Here is a 25,535-nt window from a genome sequence, read left to right as displayed (position 1 = left end):
TATTCATTGGATTCACTGGAGAGTCAGCATGATCAAGTCGCGCGCCGCCGTTGCCTTCGAGGCCAAGAAGCCGCTGGAAATCGTAGAAGTCGATGTCGCCATGCCCAAGGCCGGCGAAGTGTTGCTGCGCGTGGTGGCTTCCGGGGTTTGCCACACTGACGCCTACACCCTGTCCGGTGCTGATCCGGAAGGCATCTTTCCGTCGATCCTTGGCCACGAAGGTGGCGCGATCGTTGAAGCCATCGGCGAGGGCGTAACCTCGGTTGCGGTGGGCGATCACGTGATTCCGCTGTACACCCCGGAATGCGGCCAGTGCAAATTCTGTAAGTCGGGCAAGACCAACCTGTGTCAGGCAATTCGCGCGACTCAGGGTAAAGGTTTGATGCCGGACGGCACTTCGCGCTTTTCCTACAAGGGCGAAACGATTTTCCACTACATGGGCACTTCGACGTTCTCGGAATACACCGTGTTGCCGGAAATATCCGTGGCCAAGATCTCCAAGGACGCGCCACTGGAAAAGGTTTGCCTGCTGGGCTGCGGCGTCACCACCGGTATCGGCGCAGTGCTCAACACCGCCAAGGTCAAACCGGGTGACACCGTGGCCATCTTCGGTCTCGGCGGCATCGGTCTGTCAGCGGTGATCGGCGCGGTGAAAGCCAAGGCTGCGCGCATCATTGCCATCGACATCAATCCGGCCAAGTTCGAAATCGCCAAGCAACTCGGTGCAACCGACTGCGTAAACCCGAAAGACTTCGATCGTCCGATCCAGGAAGTGATCGTCGACATGACCGATGGCGGCGTCGACTTCTCCTTCGAATGCATCGGCAACGTGCAACTGATGCGCGCCGCCCTTGAGTGCTGCCACAAAGGTTGGGGTGAGTCGGTGATCATCGGTGTGGCCGGTGCCGGCCAGGAAATCGCGACCCGTCCGTTCCAGTTGGTGACCGGTCGCGTCTGGCGCGGTTCGGCGTTCGGCGGCGTGCGCGGTCGTACCGAGTTGCCAAGCTACGTCGACATGGCCCAGAGCGGCGAGATCCCGCTGGATACGTTCATCACCCACACCATGGGCCTGGAAGACATCAACAAAGCGTTCGATCTGATGCACGAAGGCAAGAGCATTCGTACCGTCATTCATTTCTGATCAATCGTGGCGACATGGCTACAAGTCTTGAAGGCTTGTGGTCGTGATCACGTAGGAGTCTTCATATGAATCTGGAAAACATCTCCTGTCAGAAGAGTTTCGGCGGTTGGCACAAGCGCTATCGCCATCGCTCTGACGTGCTCGGTTGCGACATGGTGTTCGCCGTCTACCTGCCACCGCAGGCTGAGCAGGGCGGCAAGCTGCCAGTGCTGTATTGGTTGTCAGGCCTGACCTGCACCGATGAGAACTTCATGCAGAAGGCCGGCGCGATGCGCATGGCTGCCGAACTGGGTTTGATCATTGTTGCGCCGGACACCAGCCCGCGCGGCCCCGATGTCCCGGGTGATCCGGACAACGCTTGGGATTTCGGCCTTGGCGCCGGGTTCTATCTGAATGCCACCCAGGAACCTTGGTCGCGCCACTATCGGATGCATGACTATGTCGTGCAGGAATTGCCTTCACTGGTTGAAGCGCATTTCCCCGCTTCGGACAAACGCAGCATCAGCGGCCACTCCATGGGCGGTCACGGTGCGTTGGTCTGCGCATTGCGAAACCCGGGTCGCTATCAATCGGTGTCGGCGTTCTCGCCGATCAACAACCCGATGGATTGCCCATGGGGGCAAAAGGCGTTCTCCCGTTACCTGGGCGAAGATCGTTCGAAGTGGAAAGAGTGGGATGCCTGTGCGCTGATCGCCGAGGCCCACGAAAAACTGCCGCTGCTGGTCGATCAGGGTGATCGCGACGACTTCCTCGCCACTCAGCTCAAACCCGAAGCCTTGCAACAAGCAGCAAAACAAGCGGGCCATCCGCTGACATTGCGTCTGCAACCGGGCTACGACCACAGCTATTTCTTCATCTCAAGCTTTATAGACGACCACTTGCAGCATCACGCACGCGCCCTGCGCGGTTAATGCAGGTAGAATCACGCCCTGACAAAAATCGGGGCGTTTTTTTTATGCGTATTGGCCACGGCTATGATGTGCACCGTTTCGCTGAAGGCGATTTCATTACTCTGGGCGGCGTGCGTATCGCACACAGCTTCGGGCTGCTCGCTCATTCCGACGGTGACGTTTTGCTGCACGCCTTGAGCGATGCCTTGCTCGGCGCTGCGGCGCTGGGTGATATCGGCAAACACTTCCCGGACACCGACCCGCAATTCAAGGGCGCCGACAGCCGTGCGCTGCTGCGTCATGTGGTCGCGCTGATCCATGCCAAGGGCTGGAAAGTCGGCAACGTCGACAACACCATCGTTGCCCAGGCGCCGAAAATGGCCCCGCATATCGAATCGATGCGCGCGCTGATCGCGGCGGATCTTCAAGTTGAGTTGGATCAAGTGAACGTGAAAGCTACCACCACCGAAAAGCTTGGCTTTGTCGGTCGCGAAGAAGGCATCGCCGTGCACTCCGTTGCCTTGTTGCTGCGCGCATGAATGAACTGCAATTGCTCGGCCCGCGTGCCTATGGCGAAGCTCTCGGCAGCGCGATACTAAAAGCCATCGCCGAAGATTTTCAGGTCGATGAAGTGCTCGACATCCCGTTCAGCGGCGACGGCGAGCACTTGTGGATCTGGGTCGAAAAACGCGGCCTCAACACTGAAGAAGCCGCACGGCGTATTGCCAAGGCTGCCGGCGTGCCGTTGCGCACCGTCAGCTATGCCGGGCTGAAGGATCGTCAGGCGCTGACCCGTCAGTGGTTCAGCGTGCAACTGCCGGGCAAGGCCGATCCGGATCTGTCAGCGGCGGAAAACGACACGCTGAAGATCCTCAAGACCACCCGGCACAAGCGCAAGCTGCAACGCGGTGCGCATTCGGCCAACGGTTTCACCTTGCGCCTGACTCAGTTCACTGGCGACAAAGACGCGATTGAACAGCGTCTGCAACTGATCGCCAAACAGGGCATTCCCAATTATTTCGGCGCCCAGCGTTTCGGCCATGACGGCGGCAACGTCGTTGATGCGCGTGCGTGGGCGGCGCGCAAGGCTTTGCCGGAGCAGCGCAATGTGCGCTCGCGCCTGCTCTCGACCGCGCGCAGTTTTCTGTTCAACAAAGTGCTGGCGGCGCGTGTTGCCGATGGTACTTGGCAAAAAGCTCAGGTCGGCGATCTGCTGGCGTTCACCGACAGCCGCAGTTTTTTCCCGGCCGGAGAAGCTGAATGCAGCGACCCGCGTCTGGCGATTCTCGATCTGCATCCGACCGGTCCACAGTGGGGCGAAGGTGACTCGCCGACCGCAGGCGTTGTCCATGAACTGGAGCAGGGGATCGCCGCCGATGAAGCAGAGCTGCGCGATTGGTTGGTTCATGCCGGCATGAGCCACGAACGTCGCATCCTGCGGCTGCCCATTGGCGGGTTGACGTGGCATTATCCCCAGCCTGACATTCTGCAACTGGAATTCGTCCTCCCGGCCGGATGCTTCGCCACCGTATTGGTGCGCGAACTCGTTGATCTGGTGCCGGTGGGGCAGACGGACAGCCCATGCGTATTCTGATTTCTAACGACGATGGGGTAACCGCACCCGGTCTTGCCGCGCTCTATGCTGCGCTGGCGGATTACACCGAGTGCGTGGTTATCGCCCCGGAGCAGGACAAAAGCGGCGCCAGCAGTTCGCTGACGCTCGACCGTCCGCTGCACCCGCAATACCTTGCCAACGGCTTTATCAGCCTCAACGGCACACCGACCGACTGCGTGCACCTGGGCCTGAACGGCCTGCTGGAACGTGAGGCGGACATGGTGGTTTCCGGCATCAACCTCGGCGCCAACCTTGGCGATGACGTGCTGTATTCCGGGACAGTGGCGGCCGCTCTTGAGGGACGTTTCCTCGAGCGTCCGTCGTTTGCTTTTTCGCTGGTCTCACGGCAGGTGGATAATCTGCCGACGGCGGCGTACTTTGCGCGCAAACTGGTTGAAGCCCATGCCGGGCTCGACCTGCCGCCGCGCACGGTGCTCAACGTGAACATTCCCAACCTGCCCATCGATCACATTCGTGGCATCCAGCTGACCCGACTCGGCCATCGCGCCCGCGCGGCGGCGCCGATGAAAGTGGTCGATCCGCGTGGCAAGGCCGGTTACTGGATTGCTGCCGCCGGCGATGCCGAGGATGGCGGCCCCGGCACCGACTTTCATGCGGTGATGCAAGGTTATGTCTCCATCACGCCGTTGCAGCTTGATCGCACCTTCAATGATGCCTTCAGAAGTCTCGATGGCTGGCTGGAGGGACTGCGCTGATGGCCCGTGAACACGAAGACAGGCTGCGCAGCGGCATCGGTATGACCTCGCAGCGTACCCGTGAACGTCTGATCCAGCGCCTGTACGAAGAGGGCGTGTCCAACGCCAAGGTGCTGGAAGTGATTCGGCGTACGCCGCGTCATCTGTTCGTCGATGAAGCGCTGGCACATCGCGCTTACGAGGACACGGCGCTGCCGATCGGCAATAACCAGACCATTTCCCAGCCTTATATGGTGGCGCGCATGAGCGAGCTGCTGTTGGAGGCGGGACCGCTGGATAAAGTGCTGGAGATCGGCACCGGTTCCGGTTACCAGACCGCGGTGTTGTCACAACTGGTGGAGCGAGTGTTCTCGGTCGAGCGGATCAAGGTGCTGCAGGACCGCGCCAAGGAACGCCTGGTCGAACTTAACCTGCGCAATGTGGTGTTCCGCTGGGGCGATGGCTGGGAAGGCTGGCCGGCGCTGGCGCCGTATAACGGCATTATCGTCACCGCCGTGGCCACCGATGTTCCGCAAGCCTTGCTCGACCAATTGGCTCCGGGCGGGCGCATGGTGATCCCGGTGGGCTCGGGAGAAGTGCAGCAATTGTTGCTGATCGTGCGTGAGGAAAACGGCTTTTCCCGGCATGTTCTGGGGGCTGTTCGTTTCGTGCCGTTGCTCAATGGGCCGCTGGCCTGAGCATTTGTTTACGCACGCTGAATTCCTTTCGTTCGCCTGTGTCTTACTCCGGCAGCGATGGTTTAAACGCAGCAGATTGTCAGCTTGCAAACGTGTGCGCGAAGCGATTTCGCTTCATTAAAGGTAAAGCCGATCCGGCCCGTTATACTTGCGACACCTCATGCCGACATCCGGCATTTCACATTTTTCAGCCACCACAAAGGGAGCGGCGGGTGAGTCTCACAGTCATTGCGCAGCGTATGGGTAACACGAGCTTTCAGCGCCTGGTGACTGGCCTTGTCTTGAGCACCTTGCTGGTCGGTTGCTCCAGCACCAAATCGAGCAATGTGCGGGTGGTCGATCGCAATAATGCGGTGGCCCAGCGTCCTACCGTGACGACCGGACAGTATGTAGTCCGTCCCGGCGATACGATGTTTTCGATCGCGTTTCGCTACGGCTGGGACTACAAAGCCCTCGCGGCCCGGAACAATATTCCTACGCCGTACACGATCCATCCGGGTCAGACGATTCGCTTCGATGGCCGCACCGGTTCAACGCCGACGGCGGTGGTCGGCAACAGCAGTTCTTCGCCTTCTTCTTCGAGTAAAACCACGGTAATCCGGCGCCAGGCAAATGGCACGACGACCACCACAACCACCGGTTCTACTGGCGGTTCTGCGGGTGTTGCACCGTCCGTCGCCAACAAGCAAGCGCCCGCACCACTGCCTCCGGCAGGCCCGGCCCCGACCGGCTGGGGATGGCCATCTAATGGCATTCTGATTGGAAAATTCTCTTCAAACGGTAGTTTGAATAAAGGAATTGATATCGCCGGAGATTTGGGACAGCCTGTTTTAGCTGCGTCTGATGGGACGGTGGTATACGCCGGGAGTGGCTTAAGGGGCTACGGCGAATTAGTCATCATCAAACACAGCGAAACCTACGTCAGTGCCTACGGACATAACCGCAGGCTGTTGGTTCGGGAGGGACAGCAGGTCAAGGTCGGACAGACAATTGCCGAAATGGGGTCAACGGGTACAGACCGGGTGAAACTGCATTTTGAGATTCGCCGCCAAGGTAAACCTGTGGATCCGCTGCAGTTCCTGCCAAGACGTTGATTTGTAAGCCAGCCTGTTCCGTCACGTAGAGGGGACAGGCTCCAGCGCTGCCAAGGATAAAGGCGTCGCTTGAGCTTGGGGTCGAACTCACCAAAGGACTATAACAATGGCTCTCAGTAAAGAAGTGCCGGAGTTTGACATCGACGATGAGGTTCTCCTTATGGAGACCGGCATCGATTCGGATTCGATGTCGAATGATGAAGGGGCTGCTCCACCTTCCGTTCGTTCCAAATCCAAACACTCCGCTTCACTTAAACAACATAAGTACATCGACTACACGCGTGCACTTGATGCCACGCAGTTGTATCTCAACGAAATCGGCTTTTCCCCATTGCTCTCCCCGGAGGAAGAAGTTCATTTTGCGCGCTTGTCGCAAAGTGGCGATCCGGCCGGGCGCAAGCGCATGATTGAAAGTAACCTGCGGCTGGTGGTCAAAATCGCCCGGCGTTACGTCAATCGGGGGCTGTCGCTGCTGGATCTGATCGAAGAGGGCAACCTCGGGCTGATCCGGGCGGTGGAAAAGTTCGATCCCGAGCGCGGCTTCCGCTTCTCGACCTATGCAACCTGGTGGATTCGTCAGACCATCGAGCGCGCGATCATGAATCAGACCCGGACCATCCGGTTGCCGATCCATGTGGTCAAGGAGCTCAACGTGTACCTGCGGGCTGCACGGGAGCTGACGCAAAAGCTCGACCACGAACCTTCACCCGAAGAAATCGCCAACCTGCTGGAAAAACCGGTGGGCGAGGTCAAGCGCATGCTGGGCCTGAACGAGCGGGTTTCTTCGGTCGACGTCTCGCTGGGTCCGGATTCGGATAAAACCCTGCTGGACACCCTCACCGATGATCGTCCGACCGATCCGTGCGAACTGCTGCAGGATGACGACCTGTCGCAAAGCATCGATCAATGGCTGTCGGAGCTGACCGACAAGCAGCGCGAGGTGGTTGTACGCCGCTTCGGCTTGCGCGGTCACGAGAGCAGCACGCTGGAAGACGTAGGCCTGGAGATCGGTCTGACCCGGGAACGGGTGCGGCAGATTCAGGTAGAAGGCCTCAAGCGCCTTCGTGAAATTCTTGAGAAGAATGGCCTGTCGAGCGAGTCGCTGTTCCAGTAAGCGCCTCTCACGTCCGCCCGCAGAAAGCCCCGACTGGTTCGGGGCTTTTTGTTGGCCTGGATTTGGTGGCTGTCCCTTACAACGCTGTTGATTGCCGGACGTACGGTTGGCAATTCCATCGTTTGTAGTCTCGCGGTGTAAGCCTTGGCTTACTCTTTCGTAGGTGTTCACTATTTTTACAAGACGGCAGACGTCGATTATCCTCGGCGTGATTATTTAACTTATTGATTTATATATTTATTTCTTAATGTGAAGTGCTTATTACAGCGCTTTTGCGGTCTCAGGGGCGATTGCTCTCACCGGGGAATTCTCTAGTATCTGGGTTGTGTCGACGGACAGACACGCCCTTCAAGGAAGAGGGGAATGGACATCGCAGGACGCGATTCATCAGGACGATGAAAAGGAATACAGGGAATAGGGAAAAAATGTGGGCGGGTCATACCGCCCCTTTTTTTTGCCCGCAAAAAAGTAAACGCAGGACAGCAAAAAGGCCCGCGAGGGGCCTTTTCATTCGAGCGCGCGACAGATCAGCGTTCGAGGTCTTTGATCTTGCCTTTGACACCATCCCACTCTTCGGCATCCGGCAGCGATTCTTTCTTCTCGGTGATGTTCGGCCAGATTTCAGCCAGCTCAACGTTGAGTTGAATGAATTCCTGCATCTCTTCCGGAACTTCGTCCTCGGAGAAGATGGCTACAGCCGGGCATTCCGGTTCGCACAGGGCGCAGTCGATGCACTCATCCGGGTGAATCACCAGGAAGTTCGGGCCTTCGTAAAAGCAGTCCACCGGACAGACTTCTACGCAGTCGGTGTACTTGCACTTGATGCAGTTGTCGGTGACGACGAAGGTCATTTCTAATTTTCTCCTCAGGCGGCGGCAGCGTTGCCCCTTCACGGTTGGGGTCGCCAGGTTCGGGAGCGATACCTGCTGGCCAGGCTATTAGCCAGCAGCATCCCAAACCGCGCGAGATTCTAACAGCTTGAAGCCGTTTGCGTTATATCCGCTTCTTCAGTGCTTATATCCGGTTCTTCAATGCATAGAGCATTTCGAGCGCACGACGCGGGGTCAGGTCATCCAGATCCAGTTTAGCCAGCTCATCGAGTACCGGATGCGGCAGGCTGGCGAACATGTCGCTTTGCTGTGGCGTCGCCGGTTTGCCCTTGGCCGCAGGTTTCGGCGCTTCATGCGGCAACGCGGTTTCTTCCAGTCGGCTCAAGTGCTCGCGGGCACGCACGATCACTTCACTCGGCACGCCGGCCAACTGCGCCACTGCCAAGCCATAACTCTGGCTGGCAGGGCCGGGCAGCACGTGGTGCAGGAACACGATGCGTTCGTTGTGCTCGGTGGCGTTGAGGTGGACGTTGGCCACCAATGGCTCGGCTTCCGGCAACACGGTCAGTTCAAAGTAGTGTGTAGCGAACAGTGTGTAGGCGCGCAAATGAGCCAGGCGCTCCGCCGCAGCCCACGCCAGCGACAGACCGTCGAAGGTGCTGGTGCCGCGACCGACTTCGTCCATCAGCACCAGGCTGCGCTCGGTGGCGTTGTGCAGGATGTTGGCGGTCTCGCTCATTTCAACCATGAAGGTCGAACGGCCGCCCGCGAGGTCATCGCTGGAACCGATGCGGGTGAAAATGCGATCGACCAGCGACAGTTCGCAACTGGCGGCCGGCACGAAGCTGCCGATATGCGCCAGCAGCACGATCAGTGCGGTTTGGCGCATGTAGGTGGATTTACCGCCCATGTTCGGGCCGGTGATCACCAGCATGCGCGTGTTGTCATCCAGACTGAGGTCGTTGGCCACGAACGGCGTGGTCAGCACCTGCTCGACCACCGGGTGACGACCCTGGGAGATGCGCATGCACGGCTCGCTGACGAAACGTGGGCAGTTCAGGTCGAGGTTCAGCGCGCGCTCGGCGAGGTTGCTCAACACGTCGAGTTCGGCCAGTGCGCCAGCGGTGTCCTGCAACGGTGGCAATTGGCTGATCAGGTCTTCCAGCAGCGCTTCGTAAAGCATCTTCTCGCGTGCGAGGGCGCGGCTCTTGGCCGACAGCGCCTTGTCTTCGAATTCTTTCAGTTCCGGCGTAATAAAGCGTTCGGCGCCTTTCAGCGTCTGCCGACGAATGTAATCCGCTGGCGCCGATTCGGCCTGCTTGCTCGGCAGTTCGATGAAGTAGCCGTGAATGCGGTTATAGCCAACTTTCAGGTGGCTCAGGCCGGTGCGGGCTTTCTCGCGGGCTTCCAGATCGATGAGGAACTGACCGGCGTTTTCGCTCAGCGACTGCAGTTCATCGAGTTCGCTGTCGTAACCGGTTTTCAGCACGCCGCCGTCACGGATGACCGCAGGCGGGTTGTCGATAATGGCTTTTTCCAGCAGCGCCGCCAGTTCCGGGTAAGTGCTGGTGGTGGTCGCCAGACCTTGCAGGTGCGGCGCTTCCAGGTCGGTCATGGCCACTTGCAGTTCAGGCAGTGCGCCAAGGGCGTCGCGCAGCCGTGCGAGATCACGAGGACGCGCGTTGCGCAGGCCGATCCGCGCGAGAATCCGCTCGATGTCGCCGATTTCCTTGAGCTGCGGTTGCAGTTTTTCGAAACGGTAGCGATCGAGCAGGCAAGTGATCGAAGTCTGGCGCGCCAGCAGCACGGTCAGATCGCGCAGCGGACGATTCAACCAACGAGTCAGCAAACGGCTGCCCATGGCGGTCTGGCAGCGATCGACCACCGATTGCAGGGTGTTGTCGCGGCCACCGGCCAGGTTGGTGTCGAGTTCAAGATTGCGGCGGCTCGCACCGTCCAGCACCACGGTGTCATCGAGACGTTCGTGGCGCAGGCTGCGCAGGTGGGGCAGGGCGGTGCGCTGGGTTTCCTTGGCATACGCCAACAGGCAACCGGCAGCGCCGATGGCCAGGGTCAGGTTCTCGCAACCAAAGCCCTTCAGGTCTTGGGTGGAGAATTGCTGGCAAAGGCTTTTCAGCGCCGAGTCGCGCTCGAAATCCCACGGTGCACGCCGACTGACGCCACGGCGTTTTTCCGCTGGCAGGTCCCTTGGCCAGTCGTCCGGGATCAGCAATTCCACCGGGTTGATCCGCTCCAGTTCCGCCAGCAGATTTTCCCAGCCTTTGATTTCCGACACGCTGAAGCTGCCGCTGGTGATGTCCAGCACGGCCAGACCGAACAGACGCTCATCACCCAACAGCGCAGCGATCAGGTTGTCGCGGCGCTCGTCGAGCAGCGCCTCATCACTGACCGTACCCGGCGTGAGGATTCGTACGACCTGACGTTCAACCGGGCCTTTGCTGGTCGCTGGATCGCCGACCTGCTCGCAGATCACCACCGATTCGCCGAGCTTGACCAGTTTCGCCAGATAGCCTTCCGCCGCGTGATAAGGAATCCCGCACATCGGAATCGCCTGTCCCGCCGACTGCCCGCGCGCGGTCAGGGTGATGTCGAGCAACTTGGCAGCCTTCTTTGCGTCTTCGTAGAAGATCTCGTAGAAGTCGCCCATGCGGTAGAACATCAGCTGATCCGGGTGCTGATTCTTCAGGCGCCAGTACTGCTGCATCATCGGAGTGTGGGAGGACAGGTCGGAGACGGCTTTATTCATCGGATTGTCAGGCAACTCGTTAAAAGATGTAGGGCAAAAGCGGGGGCATCGGCCAGGCTTTCGCGCGATGGGCGCAAGGTTACCATGGGCAGTCTGCCGGACGCAGGCATCGCAGCCGGGTAACGGTTTTCTTCGCCGAAAGGTGTAGTTATGCACGATTTATGCAAATCAGCATTTGTCTTCATTAAAAACTTCAAGCACTATGCGCGTTATGCAAAAACGCAACGTAGCCTCCGTCTTAAGAGCACTGCTCGACCAGCACGGGATCTCCCCCACGGAGCTCCACCGTCGCACCGGCGTGCCTCAATCCACTCTCTCGCGGATTCTCAGCGGGAAGATCGTCGATCCCTCGGATAAACATATCTCGAAGATCGCCGAGTACTTCGCCGTGAGCACCGATCAGTTGCGCGGGCGCGCGGATGTCGCGCCGTCGGCCGGTGCCGCGCGTGATGATGTACACGCGGAACTCAAGGACATAATGCTGTGGGACGACGATACGCCGGTCGATGATGACGAAGTATCGGTGCCGTTCCTTCGCGAGGTTGAATTGGCTGCTGGATCAGGAAGATTCGTCATCGAAGAGAGCGAGCGCTCTAGCCTGCGCTTCGGCAAGCGCAGCCTGCGCCATAACGGTGTGCAGTTCGACCAGGCCAAATGTGTGACGGTACGCGGCAACAGCATGTTGCCGGTCTTGCGTGATGGTGCCACCGTCGGCGTCAATGCGGGCAAGTGCGGCATCGGCGACATCATCGATGGCGACCTGTACGCGATCAATCACAACGGCCAATTGCGCGTGAAGCAGCTTTATCGCTTGCCTACCGGCATTCGTCTGCGCAGCTTCAATCGCGATGAGCATCCAGACGAGGACTACAGCTTCCAGGAAATCCAGGAAGAGCAGATCGTCATCCTCGGTCACGTCTTCTGGTGGGGCATGTACGCCCGCTAGCCAGACATCTTCCAGATAAACCCGCCTTCGTTGGCGGGTTTTTTTTCGCCTGGATAAAACCACCAAACCCTTTCGCTGCGGGGCTTTCATGCGTTTGCGCATTTCTAATGCATAAATAAATGCATTTGCGCATTGACTGGATATGCATACATGCATATTCTTGCCACCAAGCCGCTCGACAAAGCGGCTGGCAAGAAAGCTCTTTAGTTCCACAAGAACAGGCAGCGATGAACCGGCCTCAACGGTTCAGAGGGTTGGCAACTGACCCGGGTGTGCAGCGTAAAGCACCAGAAGCAGTTATCCGGCGGGCAGGGGCCGCGGTCGGAAAAACAATTTGAATGGACTCGTACCGCGCCAGTAGCGCCGAAAAGTCAGCTTCCTTCTTGAACACAGGATTTGAAGGAAGGCGAAGGAGCGCATTACTGAAAAGCCCGGCTTCAGCGCCGGGCTTTTTGGAATGCCTGCCTGGCTTCGATCTGATCGAACCGCCAACCCCCAGGTGTTGTAAATCTAAAAAGGAGAAATGCATGAATCGATACGTTTTTATCGCACTGTTCAACCTGAAGGTTTATCAAATTCTGGATACCGATGAAGCGATGCCGGTGAACCCTCCAGATGGTGTGTGGGGAGAATGGGCGGATGCCACGGGTAACACGACAGTTCAGGTCGGATGGAATGCTTTCAGGGTCAGTGATCATTGGGAGTTTGTCGCGCCTACTTATGACCAGCTAGTGCGCGAAGGTCAGGTGATGGCGGCCATGCTGCTGGCAGACACGCAAAAATGGCTGCTGCTCAATCCATTTGATTACAAGGTGGATCTGGGCGTCGCAACGCCTGCCGAAGAAGCAGCGTTACTGGCTTTCAAGCAATACGTTGTCGCCGTGAGCGAATACAAAAATCAACCTGATTTCCCGTACACCATTACTTGGCCAGCGATCCCTTTCCCTTTCGTTTAAATCAGCTGTGCGGTTTTCCGGGCCGCATTACTGAAAAGCCCGGAGACTGCCGGGCTTTTTGGAATGCCTACCTCAAGAGATAACGATTGAACCCAACACACATCACTCATCAATCACCCCCGGGAGGCGTGACATGACAAGCGAGCAACAAGCGTTGGCGGACATGCCGATCTGGCTGGTCATCCTCCTTGCCGTCGTCGGCGGAGTTTCCGGCGAAATGTGGCGCGCCGACAAGGAAGGTGCCCGTGGCTGGTCACTGCTGCGACGCCTGGCCCTGCGCTCCGGCGCCTGCATGATCTGCGGCGTGTCGGCGATCATGCTGCTGTATGCCGCTGGACTTTCGATCTGGGCCGCCGGTGCGTTCGGTTGCCTGACAGCGATGGCCGGCGCCGACGTCGCCATCGGGTTGTACGAACGCTGGGCGGCCAAGCGCATTGGTGTCTGCGAAGTTCCGCCTCGCGACCAACCTTAACCTGAGTACTTCTCCGTGCCGCCATTTTGGCGGCAGGGTTTCGCGTGGACGATTGAAAAGGAGGTCATGTATGCCCACACCGATTCAGCAGCCGTCGCAACTGTTCACAGCTATCGCGACGACGCTGCGCAACACTGCCGGACTCAACCTCAACGTCGGCAATCACGATGATTTCGCTGCGCCGGGCGATCAGGCCTGGGTGTTGATCAACTTCGACCGCAATGGACCGGGAGTGCGTGCCGCTGACGGGCGAATTGCTCATGTCATGACGGTCTCCCTGCAAGTCATCCCGGCCCTTGCCGCCAGCGCATTTGCAGCGTGCGATCTGATCGCGGTGCTGAAAAACCTGATTACTGACAACCGCTGGAACCTGCCCGGCGATCAATGCGATCTGCCGATGAATATTGATGGCTTGCCGTCATTGCTCATCCGCGGCGATCAGCAATACAAAGCCTGGACCCTGACGTTCAACCAGACCCTCTACCTCGGCCCGACCTTGCTGGACGATCCACTGGGTACGCCGAAATTCGCTCGCACCTGGGAGGTCAGCAATATCGACGACCCGGACCAATACACCGCGCTGGAGGCCTGACCGATGTTCGACGCATTACTGCGCATGCAACTCGGCCCGATCATCGAGCGCCTGGCCGAAATGGAAGCGGAAATCGACGACCTGCACCGCCGTGCCGAGAGCTTCTGCCGCATCGGCATTTGCCAGACCGTCGACGCCGCGAGCAACACCTGTCAGGTCAGTCACGGCGGCTTGCTCACGCCAGCCATCAAGTTCTTCAATCCCAGCGCTGGCGCGCAGAGTGAATCGCGGATTCCGACGGTGGGCGAGCAGTGTCTGCTGTTCAACTACGGCAGCGGCGAAAGCGGTGCACAAAGCGTGGCGTTGTTCGGTTTGAACAGTGACCGTTTTCCGCCAGCCTCTACGATCCCGACGCTGACCCGTCGCGTGCATCAGGACGGTAGCGAAAGCGGCTACGACGATGCTTCACACACCCTGCACTGGCAAAACGGCCCGGCAGCTTTCAACGGTTCTCGTGAATCGCTGGAGCTGAGCATCGGCCCGGCACGACTGGCAATGACACCGCAACTGATCACCCTGCAACTGGGTGCAGTCGGCCTGACCATTGACGCTTCGGGCGTGCACTTCAGCGGCCCATTGGTCGATCACCAGGGCCGTGTCATCAGCCCCTGAATCAAGAGCCTTCCATGATCGGAATCGATAGAGACAGCGGGGCCACGGTCGACGACTGGCTGCAATTTGTGCAGCGCGCGACCCGGGCCCTGACTACGCCGCTGGGTACCCGGCAAAAAAGGCCCTTGTACGGATCGCTGATCCCCTCGTTGTTGGGGCAGAACCTCGGCGACGACGTCCTGCTTCTGGCCCAGAGCCACGCGGCGCAAGCGTTCTACAACACGCAGAACGGGATCAGCGATTTTCAGCCGCAAGTGATCGTCGCCAGCCGTCAGGGCGCCGGTCTGCTGCTGCGTTTCGCCGGCACCTGGAAAAACCGTCAACAAACCTTCGAGGTCGTGACATGAGCATGTTGATCCCCGGCCAGAACCAATTGGCCGAACCCGCGCTGATCACCGTTGAAGCCTTCGAAGACTTGCTCGCTGAGTTCAAGACTTTCGTCGTCGAATATGTCGGGGCGCGTTCGCCGGACAGTGCTGCGAAACTCAAGACCAGCCTGGAAAACGAAAGTGAACTGCTGACCCTGGCGCTGGAAGCTTTCTGCGTGCGGCTGCAAACCCACGAGCGCAAATACAACGCTCGCATCAAACAGATGCTGGCGTGGTGGGCGACGGGCAGCAACCTCGATGCACGGCTGGCGGACATGGGCCTTGAGCGGCAGTTGCTTGATCCAGGTGATCCGGCAGCATTTCCACCGGTGCCGGCGATTTACGAAAGCGACGACGATGCTCGCTTGCGTTATTACCTGGCACCGCATGCACCGGCAGCGGGCTCACGGATGCAATATCGCCGCGAAGTCTTCACCCTCGGCGAGCGGCCAACGGTGAAGGTCGAATCCACCGATGCCGGTGTGGTGAGTGTCACTTACACCTTCAACCCCGATGGTCTCGCCGCGCAAGTCAAGGATGGCAACGGTCGACGCACCGCGCCCGGTGAAGTGCAGGTCACGGTGCTGTCGCGAGAGGGTGATGGGACGCCATCTGAAGGATTGCTTGAAGGCGTGCGTGAACACTTCGCCCGGCCAGATGTGCGACCGGAAACCGACCTCGTCACCGTCAAGGCTGCCGACATTCAGCGCTACAAGATTCGCGTCGTCGCCAAGATCAATTCCGGCCCCGATTCGGGCCTGACCAAAGTCGCCGCGCAACAGCAACTACAGGCCTACGCCGACAGTTGTCATCGCCTCGAAGGCCGGGTCGATCCGAGCTGGATCGACTACACGCTGCACAGCGCCGGTGCCGTGCAACTGCAGATTCTTGAACCGCTGGCGCCGATCGTGACCACGGCGTTTCAAGCGCCGTATTGCACTGCGGTCGAAGTCGAGGTGCTGACGCTATGAGTGAAAAAACTCAGCGCCCAACACTGCTGCCGGCCAACAGTTCGGCACTTGAACGAGGTCTGGATCTCGGCTTTGGCGCCTTGCTTGATCGCATCGCGCCGCCGTTCCCGGAACTGATGAACCCAGCAGAAACACCAGTCGCCTTCCTGCCATATCTGGCAGCGGATCGCGGTGTTGCTGAATGGAGCACCGCCGCACCGGAAGCAGAAAAGCGCCTGACCGTTGAACTGGCCTGGCCCACCGCGCGCCAGGCCGGCACTCGCAAGGCGCTGGAAAACGCCGCCAAGGGTTTGCAACTGCGCCCGGAAATCCGCGCCTGGTACGAACAGACACCGCCCGGTGCGCCGTACAGCTTTTCCGTTCGCGCCTTCAGCGACCAACCCTACAGCGAAGAAATCGATGCCCGTCTCGACCGACGCCTGGCGGATGCCAAGAGCGAGCGCGATGTGCTGACGGTCTCCGTTGGCTTGAGCGCTTTCGGCAATCACGTCATCGGCGCCGCGACGTTCTGCGGCGAGCTGACCACGGTTTATCCGGTGTTCATCGAAGGGCTCGAAACCTCGGGAGAGGCGTTCATGGCTGCCGGCATGTACACCGTCGAAACATCCACTATTTATCCTCAGGGGGCCTGAATGGCTGACTATTACACCCTGCTCACCAACGCAGGGATTGCCTACGAAACGGCGTGCAAGGCCGCGGGCACGCCGATCAAGTTGACGCAGATTTCCGTCGGTGACGGCGGCGGCTCGGTCTACAACCCGGCCGCGACCGCCACGGCACTGAAACGCGAAGTCTGGCGCGGGCCGCTCAATGCGCTGTTCCAGGACGAGAAGAATCCGAGCTGGCTGCTCGCCGAAGTGACCATTCCGCCGGATGTTGGCGGCTGGTATGTGCGAGAGGCGGGGCTGTGGACTGATACCGGGATTCTCTACGCCATCGTCAAATATCCGGAGTCGTTCAAACCGGTATTGGCCACGTCGGGTTCAGGTAAAGAGTTTTATATCCGCTCGATTTTCGAGACCAGCAATGCGTCCTTGGTGACGTTGCTGATCGACGACACCGTCGTCAAAGCCACGCGTGCCTGGGTCATGAGTTACCTTGCCGAAGAACTCGGCAAGCTGGATGGTAAGCAGTCGGTGCGTGTTGCGGCATCCACCAACATCGTATTGAACGGTGCGCAGCAAATTGACGGTGTCGCAGTGATTGCTGGCGACCGCGTGCTTGTTGCGAACCAGACCCTGGCCAAGGACAACGGACTGTGGATCGTTGCCAATGGCGACTGGGTACGGGCGAGCGATGCCAACAGTAACGCCAAGGTCACGCCGGGCCTGACGGTCATGGTGGAGGAGGGTACGGCGAACGGAGATTCGCTGTGGCACCTGACCACCAATGCGCCGATCACCCTCGGCACTACCGCGCTGACGTTCAAGATGTTGGCCGGGCGAACCGGGATTGCTGCCGGGACTTACAAGAGTCTGACGGTGGATGAATATGGCCGTGCGACTGCGGGTGCCAACCCCAATACGTTGGCGGGGTTCGGGATCACTGATGCCCTTGGAATCAACGCAACGGCAGTCGCGTCTCGAAAGCTTGAAACACCTCGGAGTATTTCCGTCTCCGGCGCGGCGAGCGGTAGCGCGTCGTTTGACGGATCGGCAAATGCCAACATATCCATAGCGTTTGCCGACTCAGGCGCTGCTGCCGGTACTTACACAAAGGTTACCGTTAACACCAAAGGTTTGGTGACAGGGGGAGCAGCACTTTCCGCGACAGACATCCCGTTCCTTGACTGGTCGAAAATCGGCTCCGGCAAGCCGGCTACTCTCGCGGGTTACGGGATAACCGATGCCTACACCACAGCGGGTACCCAGGGCCTCGTCAATCAGGCCATTGCCGACTTCTCGACAACTAAAAACCTGGCCGCTCCGGCTTTTCTGAACGGGTTCTACGACGCGAACACTTCGCGCTATTGGACGGCTAACGGCAACTTGTATGTCTCAATCGACTTTGCCCGTGGAACCGCGATTGGTGGTCAATCAACTCTTTTGTGTGTTCTACCGCCCGGAGCAAGGCCTCGATTCAGGTGTTGTGGTACCGGGGATTGGGTTACGTCGTCACCTTTGGCGTTTGGTTACCTCTCCTGGTCACTTGAAACCAACGGGAACCTCAGCATCGACCTGTCAGTGGGGGCGTCGGCTGGAGCTAGCGCCTACCAAGCTCAAATTCACCTCTGCACTCAACTAGCGTGAAGGCAAGCCATGTATTACATCCTGGATTCAAAAGGCGGATTTCTCTACTCAGACGCCAGTAATAAAAATTACTCTGACTGGACGCTCATTCCACTTCCCCAGCCTTGCTGGAACCCGCGATTTACCGGAGCACGAGACAAGGAAACTGGGGAATGGACTGGCATGTGGGTGCAGGACGGAGAGCCAGTGCCAACCGCCGACGAGATTTGTTTGCGGATAGACACCTATGCTGACGAAATTCGGCGGCTCGTTGCCGGCGACCCATTGCGTGCAGTTGAGTATGAACGTGCTACTGCTGAGGCTCAGCAGTTCAAGGATGATGGCTATCCGGGTAATGCAGTGCCGCGCACGGTTGCTGCTTGGGCGATCACAGGTCGAACGCCACGTGAAGCCGCCGACAGTATGCTGGCTGAGGCCAGCCAATATGTGCAGGTGTTAAACCTTATCCGCGAGAATCGCCTGCAGGCGAAGGAGCAGATCAAACAGAAGATCGCAACGGGGGCCACTATGGAGGCCAAGCAGATTGCTGATGAAGCAATCATTGCGATTCAAGCAGCGGCGGCCGACGTTAGACCCGCAATAGGTTAACCATGAACTCCTGGTGGTCTATTCACGGGCCATCCTAGATAGCGCAGCGCTCCAATAAATGCCCTGAATCCGGGGTGTTTTTTTTCAACCTAAAAAGCACTCAACACCCGCCAAGCCCCTCCCCACGAGGGGCTTTCCCGTTTATGGAGAAACGAAAAATGGCAACCCGCCAAACCTACACCGTACTCGTCCCATTCCCCACCGGCGGTGGGCACTGGTCGAGCATCGGTCAAGAACTCGATCTGCTCGACGTCGAGGCCAGTGCTTTGCACTTCGCCGGTCGACTGGAACTGAAAACCCCCTCCACCCAGGCCAAAAAGGCCGCTGCCAAGAAGGCTGACTGAATATGGCTGAGGTTCTGAACTTCGAGCACAACGGCATTACCGTCAATGCCACCGAATCCCCCGAGGCCATGGGTGGCCTGGGTGACAACGTCATCGGTCTGGTCGGCACCGCGCCGAAAGCCGATCCGCTGATTCCGCGCAACGCACCGTTCCGCATCAACAGCTTCACCACCCACGCGCTGCTTGATCCGACCGGTTCGGAAGAGGGCACTCTGTATCACGCCGTTTACCAGATCCTAAAAGTGGTCAAGGTTCCCGTGTACGTAGTGATCGTCGAAGCGGGCGCGACCCCGGCCGACACCGTCAACAATGTGATCGGCGGTGTTGATCCACTGACCGGCCGCAAGCTCGGTCTGGCTGCGCTGGGCAGCGTTCCGGAAGACCTGACCATCATCGGTGCGCCGGGCTTCACCGGCACCAAAGCGGTGGCCAGCGAGTTCGCCTCGTTCGGCAAGCGCATCAAGGCCCGTGTGGTGCTGGACGGCAAGGACGCCTCGGTCGCCGATCAAGTGCTGTACAGCCAGGAACTCGGCGGCGCCGATCTCGGTTTCGACCGCTGCCTGGTGGTGCACAACATGCCTGCCGTGTATTCGAAAGCGGCGAAGAAAAACGTCTTCCTGTCGCCTTCCAGCCTGGCGATTGCTGCACTGGCGAAGGTCAAGCAGTGGGAAAGCCCGGGCAACCAGGTGACCTACGCCGAGGACGTGTCGCGAGTCGTCGAATACAACATCCTCGACACCTCCACCGAAGGCGATTTGCTCAACCGCTACGGCGTGAGCTACTACGCCCGCACCGTGCTCGGCGGCTTCTCGCTGCTGGGTAACCGCTCGATCACCGGCAAGTTCATCAGCTATGTCGGCCTCGAAGATGCGATCAGCCGCAAGCTGGTCAAGGCCGGCCAGAAAGCCATGGCCAAAAACCTCACCAAGTCCTTCATGGATCAAGAGGTCAAGCGCATCAACGACTGGCTGCAAACCCTGGTCGCCGACGAAACCATCCCTGGCGGCAGCGTGTATCTGCACCCGGAACTGAACAGCGTCGAGAAGTACAAGAACGGCACCTGGTACGTGGTTATCGACTACGGCCGCTACGCGCCGAACGAACACATGGTTTATCAACTCAACGCCCGCGATGAAATCATCGAGCAGTTCCTGGAGGACGTTCTCTAATGTTTACCAACCGCGTAAGACAGGCCATCGCGGCCACTCTGCAAGGCCTGCCGTTGTCGGCGACCGTTGAAGAATTCACCCCGCCGAAAATCGATTTCGACATGGAAAACATGACGGGCGGACGCTTCATCGTTGAGGAAATGGCCAAGAGTGCCAAGCCGCTGAATGCTCAGATCAAGCTGCAGGGTACGGGCGCCGAAGTGTTGCTCGCCATGGGTGTGAAATTGGGCGATGACATTCTGCTGAACGTGCGTGAAGCCGGTCAGGATCAGGACGGAAACACCTGGTTCACCTATCACACCATCGGCGGCAAGCTCAAAACCATGGGGGAGGACGCCATCAAAATGGGTGGCAAAGCCCTGACGACGCTGGACTTCTCGTGCCGTACCTACAACCGCCTGGAAAACGGCATTCCGGTGATCGACATCGACGTGCGCACCCAGAAGTTCGTGCTCAACGGCGTCGACATCCTCGGTGATGCGCGTCGTGCGGTGCTGATGCCGTAACCCTCCCATCACCACAAAACCCTGTAGGAGTGAGCCTGCTCGCGATGGGCCAGCACATTCAACATCAATGTGCCTGAAAGACCGCTATCGCGAGCAGGCTCACTCCTACAAGGGAATTGCTACACCCCTCAAGAATCACCAAGGAATTCATTCATGTCGTGGATGCCACCCCAGCATGACCTGCTGTCGCCGATCACCGGCGATGATGGTTCGCAGATCGAAACGATCCAGCTCAAGCCGCTGTTCTACGCCGCGCAAAAAGACGCGCTGGAGCGCGCCGGCGATGACGAAGACGATCAGTTCTTCGAACTGGCGCTGCTCGCCACCGGCCTCTCGGTCAAGGAACTCGACCAGCTCAAGCGCCCGGATTACGTGAGCATCGCCCAGTACGTGCACGAGATGTCGACACGCCCTGCGTCGTACTTTCTCGATCAGGTCGAAGACGCGGAAAAATCCGCCGATCCCGACCAGGTGCAGTTGCTGCAACCGCTCGCCGTGACCGGCCGCACCGTAACCTCGCTGTCGCTGGAAATGCCGGCACTGCGCGCGACCAAAGTGATGAAGAAACTGAAAACGGCCAAGGAACGCGCCGAGTTCATCACCGCCCATTGCACCGGCCTGATGATCCCCGATCTGGCCCTGATGACCGTCCCGGACTGGACGCAATTGCAGGTGCGCATCGACGATTTTTTAAACCAGCCGGCGGCCTACTTTCGGAACGCGACATCGAAGTAATCCTCGATATCGTCCCGCTCATTTACCCGGTAAGTGAAGCGGAGATTCTGGAATGGGACGCCGAAAAGGCGTTGCGCCGCTACGACATAGCGATCACTCGCCTTGGCGTGAAACAGGAGTAGAGCGGCATGGCAGAAACAAGGTATTCGCCAATGCTGGCCAGCGCGAACAGCAGCGTCGGGTTCAGCAACACTGGCTTGGCAGGTGAGAGGTCTGCATTCGATGTTATCGCCCATCCGCTGGCGGAGTTGAAGCTGGCGGTCGTGGCCGCCAGTCAGGACATCCGGTTGTTGATCAAGGAGCAGATCAAGCTCCGGGAAGTCATGGTCGCGCTGCAATCGCTGTCGAAGGCCAGTTCGCCGACGTCGGCGCCAGTAAGTGCGCCGAAGTCAAAACTCACGGCCGAGATCGAACAGCGTCAGCCTCCCGCGTTTCTGCAGCCGACCATGGCGCTTCAAACGGCCATGGCCAGGCTAAAACAAGTGCCGGGCATGGACGGCGATCTCAAGAGCATGGAGATCGCCAACCTGGCAATGGCCAGCGAAAAAGCGGTGGCGGGCAGTGGTGCGACCGCGGTTAGCCTGGCCGAGGTCGAATATGCCGCGGGCAAATCCGGGGTAGGCGCCAATCTCACTGGCGACGCAAAGGAAAAGGAACTGCTGGATCTCGGCCGTGATGCCGCCACGAACGCGACAGCGTTTGGCATTGAGCTGAAAGCTGCTGGAGAAATGCTGACGGTCTGGAGAACCTCGCTCAAGCTTGATCGCGCGCAGGCTCAAAGCTTGGCCGACGCCAGTATTCATCTCGGGAAGAATTCGCTGAAAGCGACCGCAGCCGACATCGGCTCGGTGGTACAGAGTTCTGGCGAAACAGGAGTCGCGGCGGGTATTGCACCTGAGCAACTGGCTGCTCTTGCGGCCGCTTTGCTCAACGCAGATGTGAACACGTCTGGCGCCGCTACATCGGTGAAAAGCATCAGCGCTGCGTTGGCCAAAGGTACCAAAGGCTCTGTCGCCGAGCGTGCCGCTTGGGCAACACTTGGACTCCAGCCGGACAAGCTCACCGAGAATGTTCCGCAAACCGTTTTCAAAGCACTCGAGGCTCTTAAACAAAAGCCTGCGAGCGAACAATCGGCACTGATCAAGACGTTGTTCAACGGTGATGAAGGCGTCAGCAAACTGCTGGAGAAACCGCAGGATGTCGAAAAGACATTTGCGTTGCTGACCGCGAGAAAACCGCTTGATCCACAGACCGAGTTGCTGAAGACGTTGTCGACCGGCAGCGACGGTTTGCATCAGTTGATGGCGAAACCTGCTGATACGCCGGTCTCGCCGGTTCCCCTACAAGGACCGACCCAAAGCATCGAGCCGCAGTACAAAGGTGCGGTGCAAAGGTCAGCCGATCCGACAGGCGGGAGTCCTCAGCAGAGCTGGAATGCTTTGGAGGCCAGTAGAAATCGTTTGGCGACAGCGGTAGCTCCGGATGCACAAACGCTGGACTCGCTTACCAATACATTGAACTGGGCGGCGGAAAAAGCCGAGGCAAACCCGAAAGGCGCCACGTCTCTGACTATTGCGGCGGCGGGGATTACGGCGTTTGTGGGGGCATTGCTGGCAAAGGCCGCCGATAATTTCGTTGGCAAGCTTGTGAAGGGTATCGCAACGAAACTGCCGAAGGGACTTGGCAAATGGATTGCGGATATCGATGTTGCCGGCGATAGCGGCAAACCCGTTGAAAATTCGCCTTTGGATGAGCCAAACCCGAAAAAGCCTTCCCTGAAAAAGGGTAGAGGCCTGAAACCACGCAGGGTGAGCCTCGGTTCTTTGACCCAACGAAAGAGCCATCAACCACTGATAAGCTCCGGCAGCTCTGCAGCTCGCAATCCTCTCATTCGCCAGATCTCAGCGTGGCCGGCAAGCATGACGGCATTCGCCGGTTCATCGAGCGCCAGCCCAATGCACGCCGCGCCGCTGTCCGGCTCCTACGCCAAGGCCGGCGCGCTGCTGGCCAAAAAAGCGCCGCCGCTGCGCCTGCTCAGCGCAGGTTATGAACTGGTCAATGGTGTGAGGCACGGGGACACGCGTTCAGTGGTGTCATCCGGTGCTTCGTTGGCCGGGGCTTCAGCGGGCGCTGCTGTCGGTGCCGCGCTTGGCACGTTGATTCTGCCTGGCGTGGGCACTGCAATTGGCGGGTGGCTCGGAAGCATGGCGGGGGGAGCCATCGGTGAGTCGCTGGGCGACAAGCTGGGGACCCAAGTCGATCGTCTTGGCGCGCCTGCTCAGGTCAGCAAGGATCTGATCACGACCTCGGCGACCTCGGCGATCCCAGCCACCACAGCCGCCAGCCAGCCTGTCACGTTCAACTCAACAATACAGATCAATGGCCAGGATCTGGCCAGCGCCCAGGCGCTCGCCAATCTGGTGGTCCAAACAACCATGGGGCAGTTGGGGCAGATCATGCCAACCAACCCCCTCGCCACCCGCCGTGACGCAGCCCTGACCGATGGAGTCGCCTGATGAAACAACAAATGGCACTGGGCAATTTCATCTTCGGCCTCTCGCGTCAATTTGCGTACCACCAGTTGTTGCGCAAGTCCGATGGCGGCTGGAGCGAAATACAGATCCTCACCAGCAAACCGAAATCCAGCCAGACCGGCCAGAAGTCGGAAACCCTGACCATCACCGGCAGGTCGATGTACGCCGTGGCCATGGATCGGCTCGATGAACTGCGCGCCTTGCAGGCACTGCGCATACCGCTGCCATTGATTGACGGCATTGGTCGCAACTGGGGTCTTTGGCGGATCAACAACGTTCAGGAAACCCAGACCCAGATCATCGATGACGGTACGGCGATGGTGGTCGATTGGGTCATCGAATTGGCGGAGTTCAACAATGCGTAAGGTTCGAAGCGTGGCCGGTGATTCGGTGAATTTGCTGCTCTACCGCGAAACCGGGCGCAGCGACGATGCCGCTGAAGAAGCCCTGTGGAAACTCAATCCGACCCTGGCCGAACACGGCCCGGTTCTGCCCGCTGGCATCTGGGTCGTGCTGCCTGAACTCGACAGCAAACCTGCTGCGATCAAAGCGCTCACGGCCTGGGATTAAGGAGGTTGTATGGCATTGGGTTTTACCCCGGTCGTGCAGATTTATGGCGCAAACGCGGATCTTCTCAACCAGCGTCTGATCAGTTGGGAGCACATCGATGCCGCCGGCATCGAGTCGGATCAACTGACCCTGACCATTGATCTGGAGGGCCTCGAAGGGCTGCCGAGCCTCGGCGGGAAAATCGGCCTGCTGGTGGGTTACCTGGAAATGGAAGAAATGGTCGATAAGGGCCAGTTCAAAGTCACTCGCCTGACACCGACGCTGTTTCCGTTTCGCCTGACCCTGGTGGCCACTGCAGCGCCGTTCAGCAAGGATGATGAAACCGGCTTCAAGCAGCGCCGCACCGCCAGTCATGGACCGACGACGCTCGGTCAACTGTTTAGCAAACTGGTGTCGCAGCACGGTTTTTCATCGCGTGTCGCTGCGGACGTGTCGATGATCAAGATCGCCCACGTCGACCAGTCCAATGAAACCGATATGGGCTTTCTGACGCGGCTGGCGAAGAAGTACAACCTGGTCGCCAAACCTTATGGCGATGCGTATGTGCTGGCGCGACCCGGGCAGATCAAATCAATCTCGGGGCAGAAACTGCAGGATGTGACGTTGTCGGTCACCCATGACAATCGTCCCGGCGATCACGCCTTCATCAGCGCCACGCTGGAAGAGGCCGCCCGCGAACAGGCAAAGGGCTGCAAGACCTGTTTTGTCGATGCTGTTACAGGCGTTTTGCATTGGGTCGAGACGGGACTCGCGCCGTTCAAGACCATCCGCCAGAAGCAACCCAATGAAGCGGATGCCATCGCCGTCGGCGAGGGCGAAGTGCGCAAAATGCTCCGGCAGAAGTACAAGGTGAAGATCACCTGCCCAGGCGATCCACGATTGGCCGCCGAAGGCTTGGTGTTGCTCGATGAGACCTGGCCGGACTTCATGCGCGGGCGCTGGTCGATCGACAAGGTCACCGCCAGTGGCAATCGCGAGAACAGCTATCGCTGCCTGATCGATGCGTCGTGCCTCGACCCCAAAGCCGAGTCCAAAGACTGACCCACGAGCCCCCCCTGTAGGAGTGAGCTTGCTCGCGA

28 protein-coding genes are annotated in these 25,535 nt (G+C 59.0%); 26 read left to right on the top strand and 2 right to left on the bottom strand.

Annotated elements, in window-relative coordinates; genetic code table 11:
• Window positions 1-28: 28 nt before the first annotated feature.
• The 8 genes from ACM6IN_RS19370 to rpoS all read left to right on the top strand — a co-directional run bounded on the left by ACM6IN_RS19370 (window position 29) and on the right by rpoS (window position 7,247).
• A complete protein-coding gene (locus ACM6IN_RS19370) occupies window positions 29-1,141 on the top strand; it encodes an S-(hydroxymethyl)glutathione dehydrogenase/class III alcohol dehydrogenase (RefSeq protein ID WP_007908835.1) in 1,113 nt (370 codons plus the stop codon).
• A gap of 65 nt (window positions 1,142-1,206) precedes the next feature.
• On the top strand, window positions 1,207-2,052 hold the full coding sequence (fghA, locus tag ACM6IN_RS19365; protein WP_095112506.1) for an S-formylglutathione hydrolase: 846 nt from the start codon (window positions 1,207-1,209) through the stop codon (window positions 2,050-2,052).
• A gap of 44 nt (window positions 2,053-2,096) precedes the next feature.
• Window positions 2,097-2,570: a 2-C-methyl-D-erythritol 2,4-cyclodiphosphate synthase gene (ispF, locus tag ACM6IN_RS19360; protein ID WP_034149878.1), complete on the top strand. Its 474-nt coding sequence runs from the start codon at window positions 2,097-2,099 to the stop codon at window positions 2,568-2,570.
• Complete coding sequence (gene truD, locus ACM6IN_RS19355) at window positions 2,567-3,625, top strand: tRNA pseudouridine(13) synthase TruD (protein ID WP_007908832.1); 1,059 nt, start codon at window positions 2,567-2,569, stop codon at window positions 3,623-3,625. The genes ispF and truD overlap by 4 nt, the downstream gene beginning before the upstream one ends.
• Window positions 3,613-4,362, top strand: a complete 750-nt coding sequence (surE, locus tag ACM6IN_RS19350; RefSeq protein WP_007908831.1) for a 5'/3'-nucleotidase SurE — start codon at window positions 3,613-3,615, stop codon at window positions 4,360-4,362. Before truD ends, surE begins: the two co-directional genes overlap by 13 nt.
• A 41-nt stretch (window positions 4,363-4,403) precedes the next feature.
• Window positions 4,404-5,039, top strand: a complete 636-nt coding sequence (locus ACM6IN_RS19345) for a protein-L-isoaspartate(D-aspartate) O-methyltransferase (protein WP_171057346.1) — start codon at window positions 4,404-4,406, stop codon at window positions 5,037-5,039.
• Window positions 5,040-5,251: 212 nt separating this feature from the next.
• Window positions 5,252-6,133: a peptidoglycan DD-metalloendopeptidase family protein gene (locus tag ACM6IN_RS19340; protein WP_007908829.1), complete on the top strand. Its 882-nt coding sequence runs from the start codon at window positions 5,252-5,254 to the stop codon at window positions 6,131-6,133.
• A gap of 106 nt (window positions 6,134-6,239) precedes the next feature.
• On the top strand, window positions 6,240-7,247 hold the full coding sequence (gene rpoS / locus ACM6IN_RS19335; RefSeq protein ID WP_007908828.1) for an RNA polymerase sigma factor RpoS: 1,008 nt from the start codon (window positions 6,240-6,242) through the stop codon (window positions 7,245-7,247).
• A 527-nt stretch (window positions 7,248-7,774) separates the two neighbouring features.
• Here the strand turns inward: rpoS and fdxA are convergent.
• Window positions 7,775-8,098: a ferredoxin FdxA gene (gene fdxA / locus ACM6IN_RS19330; protein ID WP_007908827.1), complete on the bottom strand. Its 324-nt coding sequence runs from the start codon at window positions 8,096-8,098 to the stop codon at window positions 7,775-7,777.
• A gap of 163 nt (window positions 8,099-8,261) precedes the next feature.
• Window positions 8,262-10,844, bottom strand: coding sequence for a DNA mismatch repair protein MutS (gene mutS / locus ACM6IN_RS19325; protein ID WP_405122229.1), 2,583 nt, complete (start codon window positions 10,842-10,844; stop codon window positions 8,262-8,264).
• 211 nt (window positions 10,845-11,055) lie between these two features.
• Here mutS and ACM6IN_RS19320 point away from each other — a divergent pair, with 211 nt between their 5' ends.
• The 18 genes from ACM6IN_RS19320 (at window position 11,056) to ACM6IN_RS19235 (ending at window position 25,497) form a co-directional block, all read left to right on the top strand.
• Window positions 11,056-11,790: an XRE family transcriptional regulator gene (locus ACM6IN_RS19320; RefSeq protein ID WP_007908821.1), complete on the top strand. Its 735-nt coding sequence runs from the start codon at window positions 11,056-11,058 to the stop codon at window positions 11,788-11,790.
• A 527-nt stretch (window positions 11,791-12,317) separates the two neighbouring features.
• Window positions 12,318-12,746 carry a tail fiber assembly protein gene (locus ACM6IN_RS19315; protein ID WP_093436539.1) on the top strand — a complete coding sequence of 143 codons (429 nt, stop codon included), beginning with the start codon at window positions 12,318-12,320 and terminating at the stop codon, window positions 12,744-12,746.
• Window positions 12,747-12,879: 133 nt separating this feature from the next.
• Window positions 12,880-13,218 carry a phage holin family protein gene (locus ACM6IN_RS19310; protein ID WP_038357950.1) on the top strand — a complete coding sequence of 113 codons (339 nt, stop codon included), beginning with the start codon at window positions 12,880-12,882 and terminating at the stop codon, window positions 13,216-13,218.
• A 70-nt stretch (window positions 13,219-13,288) separates the two neighbouring features.
• Entirely contained in the window at window positions 13,289-13,810 is a 522-nt protein-coding gene (locus tag ACM6IN_RS19305; RefSeq protein ID WP_414916544.1) for a hypothetical protein, read from the top strand.
• Window positions 13,811-13,813: 3 nt separating this feature from the next.
• Window positions 13,814-14,422 carry a phage baseplate assembly protein V gene (locus ACM6IN_RS19300; protein WP_007908815.1) on the top strand — a complete coding sequence of 203 codons (609 nt, stop codon included), beginning with the start codon at window positions 13,814-13,816 and terminating at the stop codon, window positions 14,420-14,422.
• A 14-nt stretch (window positions 14,423-14,436) separates the two neighbouring features.
• Window positions 14,437-14,769, top strand: coding sequence for a phage baseplate protein (locus tag ACM6IN_RS19295; protein ID WP_095112497.1), 333 nt, complete (start codon window positions 14,437-14,439; stop codon window positions 14,767-14,769).
• On the top strand, window positions 14,766-15,761 hold the full coding sequence (locus ACM6IN_RS19290) for a baseplate J/gp47 family protein (protein WP_007908813.1): 996 nt from the start codon (window positions 14,766-14,768) through the stop codon (window positions 15,759-15,761). The genes ACM6IN_RS19295 and ACM6IN_RS19290 overlap by 4 nt, the downstream gene beginning before the upstream one ends.
• The gene (locus ACM6IN_RS19285) at window positions 15,758-16,393 is read left to right on the top strand and encodes a phage tail protein I (protein ID WP_007908812.1); all 636 of its coding nucleotides are present in this window, start codon (window positions 15,758-15,760) and stop codon (window positions 16,391-16,393) included. Before ACM6IN_RS19290 ends, ACM6IN_RS19285 begins: the two co-directional genes overlap by 4 nt.
• Window positions 16,394-18,010 (top strand): phage tail protein, encoded by a 1,617-nt coding sequence (locus tag ACM6IN_RS19280; RefSeq protein WP_414916543.1) that lies wholly within the window; start codon window positions 16,394-16,396, stop codon window positions 18,008-18,010. It begins immediately after the preceding gene.
• Window positions 18,011-18,019: 9 nt separating this feature from the next.
• A complete protein-coding gene (locus ACM6IN_RS19275; protein WP_414916542.1) occupies window positions 18,020-18,598 on the top strand; it encodes a hypothetical protein in 579 nt (192 codons plus the stop codon).
• A gap of 158 nt (window positions 18,599-18,756) precedes the next feature.
• Complete coding sequence (locus ACM6IN_RS19270) at window positions 18,757-18,942, top strand: hypothetical protein (RefSeq protein ID WP_414916541.1); 186 nt, start codon at window positions 18,757-18,759, stop codon at window positions 18,940-18,942.
• Window positions 18,943-18,944: 2 nt separating this feature from the next.
• Window positions 18,945-20,111 (top strand): tail protein, encoded by a 1,167-nt coding sequence (locus ACM6IN_RS19265; protein ID WP_034154903.1) that lies wholly within the window; start codon window positions 18,945-18,947, stop codon window positions 20,109-20,111.
• Window positions 20,111-20,617: a phage major tail tube protein gene (locus ACM6IN_RS19260; RefSeq protein WP_007908799.1), complete on the top strand. Its 507-nt coding sequence runs from the start codon at window positions 20,111-20,113 to the stop codon at window positions 20,615-20,617. The genes ACM6IN_RS19265 and ACM6IN_RS19260 overlap by 1 nt, the downstream gene beginning before the upstream one ends.
• A 153-nt stretch (window positions 20,618-20,770) precedes the next feature.
• Complete coding sequence (locus ACM6IN_RS19255; RefSeq protein WP_007908797.1) at window positions 20,771-21,352, top strand: phage tail assembly protein; 582 nt, start codon at window positions 20,771-20,773, stop codon at window positions 21,350-21,352.
• Between the two features lie 152 nt (window positions 21,353-21,504).
• A complete protein-coding gene (locus tag ACM6IN_RS19250; protein ID WP_414916540.1) occupies window positions 21,505-23,868 on the top strand; it encodes a phage tail tape measure protein in 2,364 nt (787 codons plus the stop codon).
• Window positions 23,868-24,251, top strand: coding sequence for a phage tail protein (locus tag ACM6IN_RS19245; protein ID WP_007908793.1), 384 nt, complete (start codon window positions 23,868-23,870; stop codon window positions 24,249-24,251). Before ACM6IN_RS19250 ends, ACM6IN_RS19245 begins: the two co-directional genes overlap by 1 nt.
• Window positions 24,244-24,456, top strand: a complete 213-nt coding sequence (locus ACM6IN_RS19240) for a tail protein X (protein ID WP_064393145.1) — start codon at window positions 24,244-24,246, stop codon at window positions 24,454-24,456. Before ACM6IN_RS19245 ends, ACM6IN_RS19240 begins: the two co-directional genes overlap by 8 nt.
• Window positions 24,457-24,465: 9 nt before the next feature.
• The gene (locus ACM6IN_RS19235; protein ID WP_414894647.1) at window positions 24,466-25,497 is read left to right on the top strand and encodes a phage late control D family protein; all 1,032 of its coding nucleotides are present in this window, start codon (window positions 24,466-24,468) and stop codon (window positions 25,495-25,497) included.
• The last annotated feature ends 38 nt before the right edge of the window (window positions 25,498-25,535 follow it).

The organism is Pseudomonas sp. IT-P395 (genome assembly GCF_949767675.1).
Classification (GTDB): Bacteria; Pseudomonadota; Gammaproteobacteria; order Pseudomonadales; family Pseudomonadaceae; genus Aquipseudomonas.
Note: the sequence above shows the minus strand (reverse complement) of the source record. Positions and strands in the feature narration are given on the sequence as shown.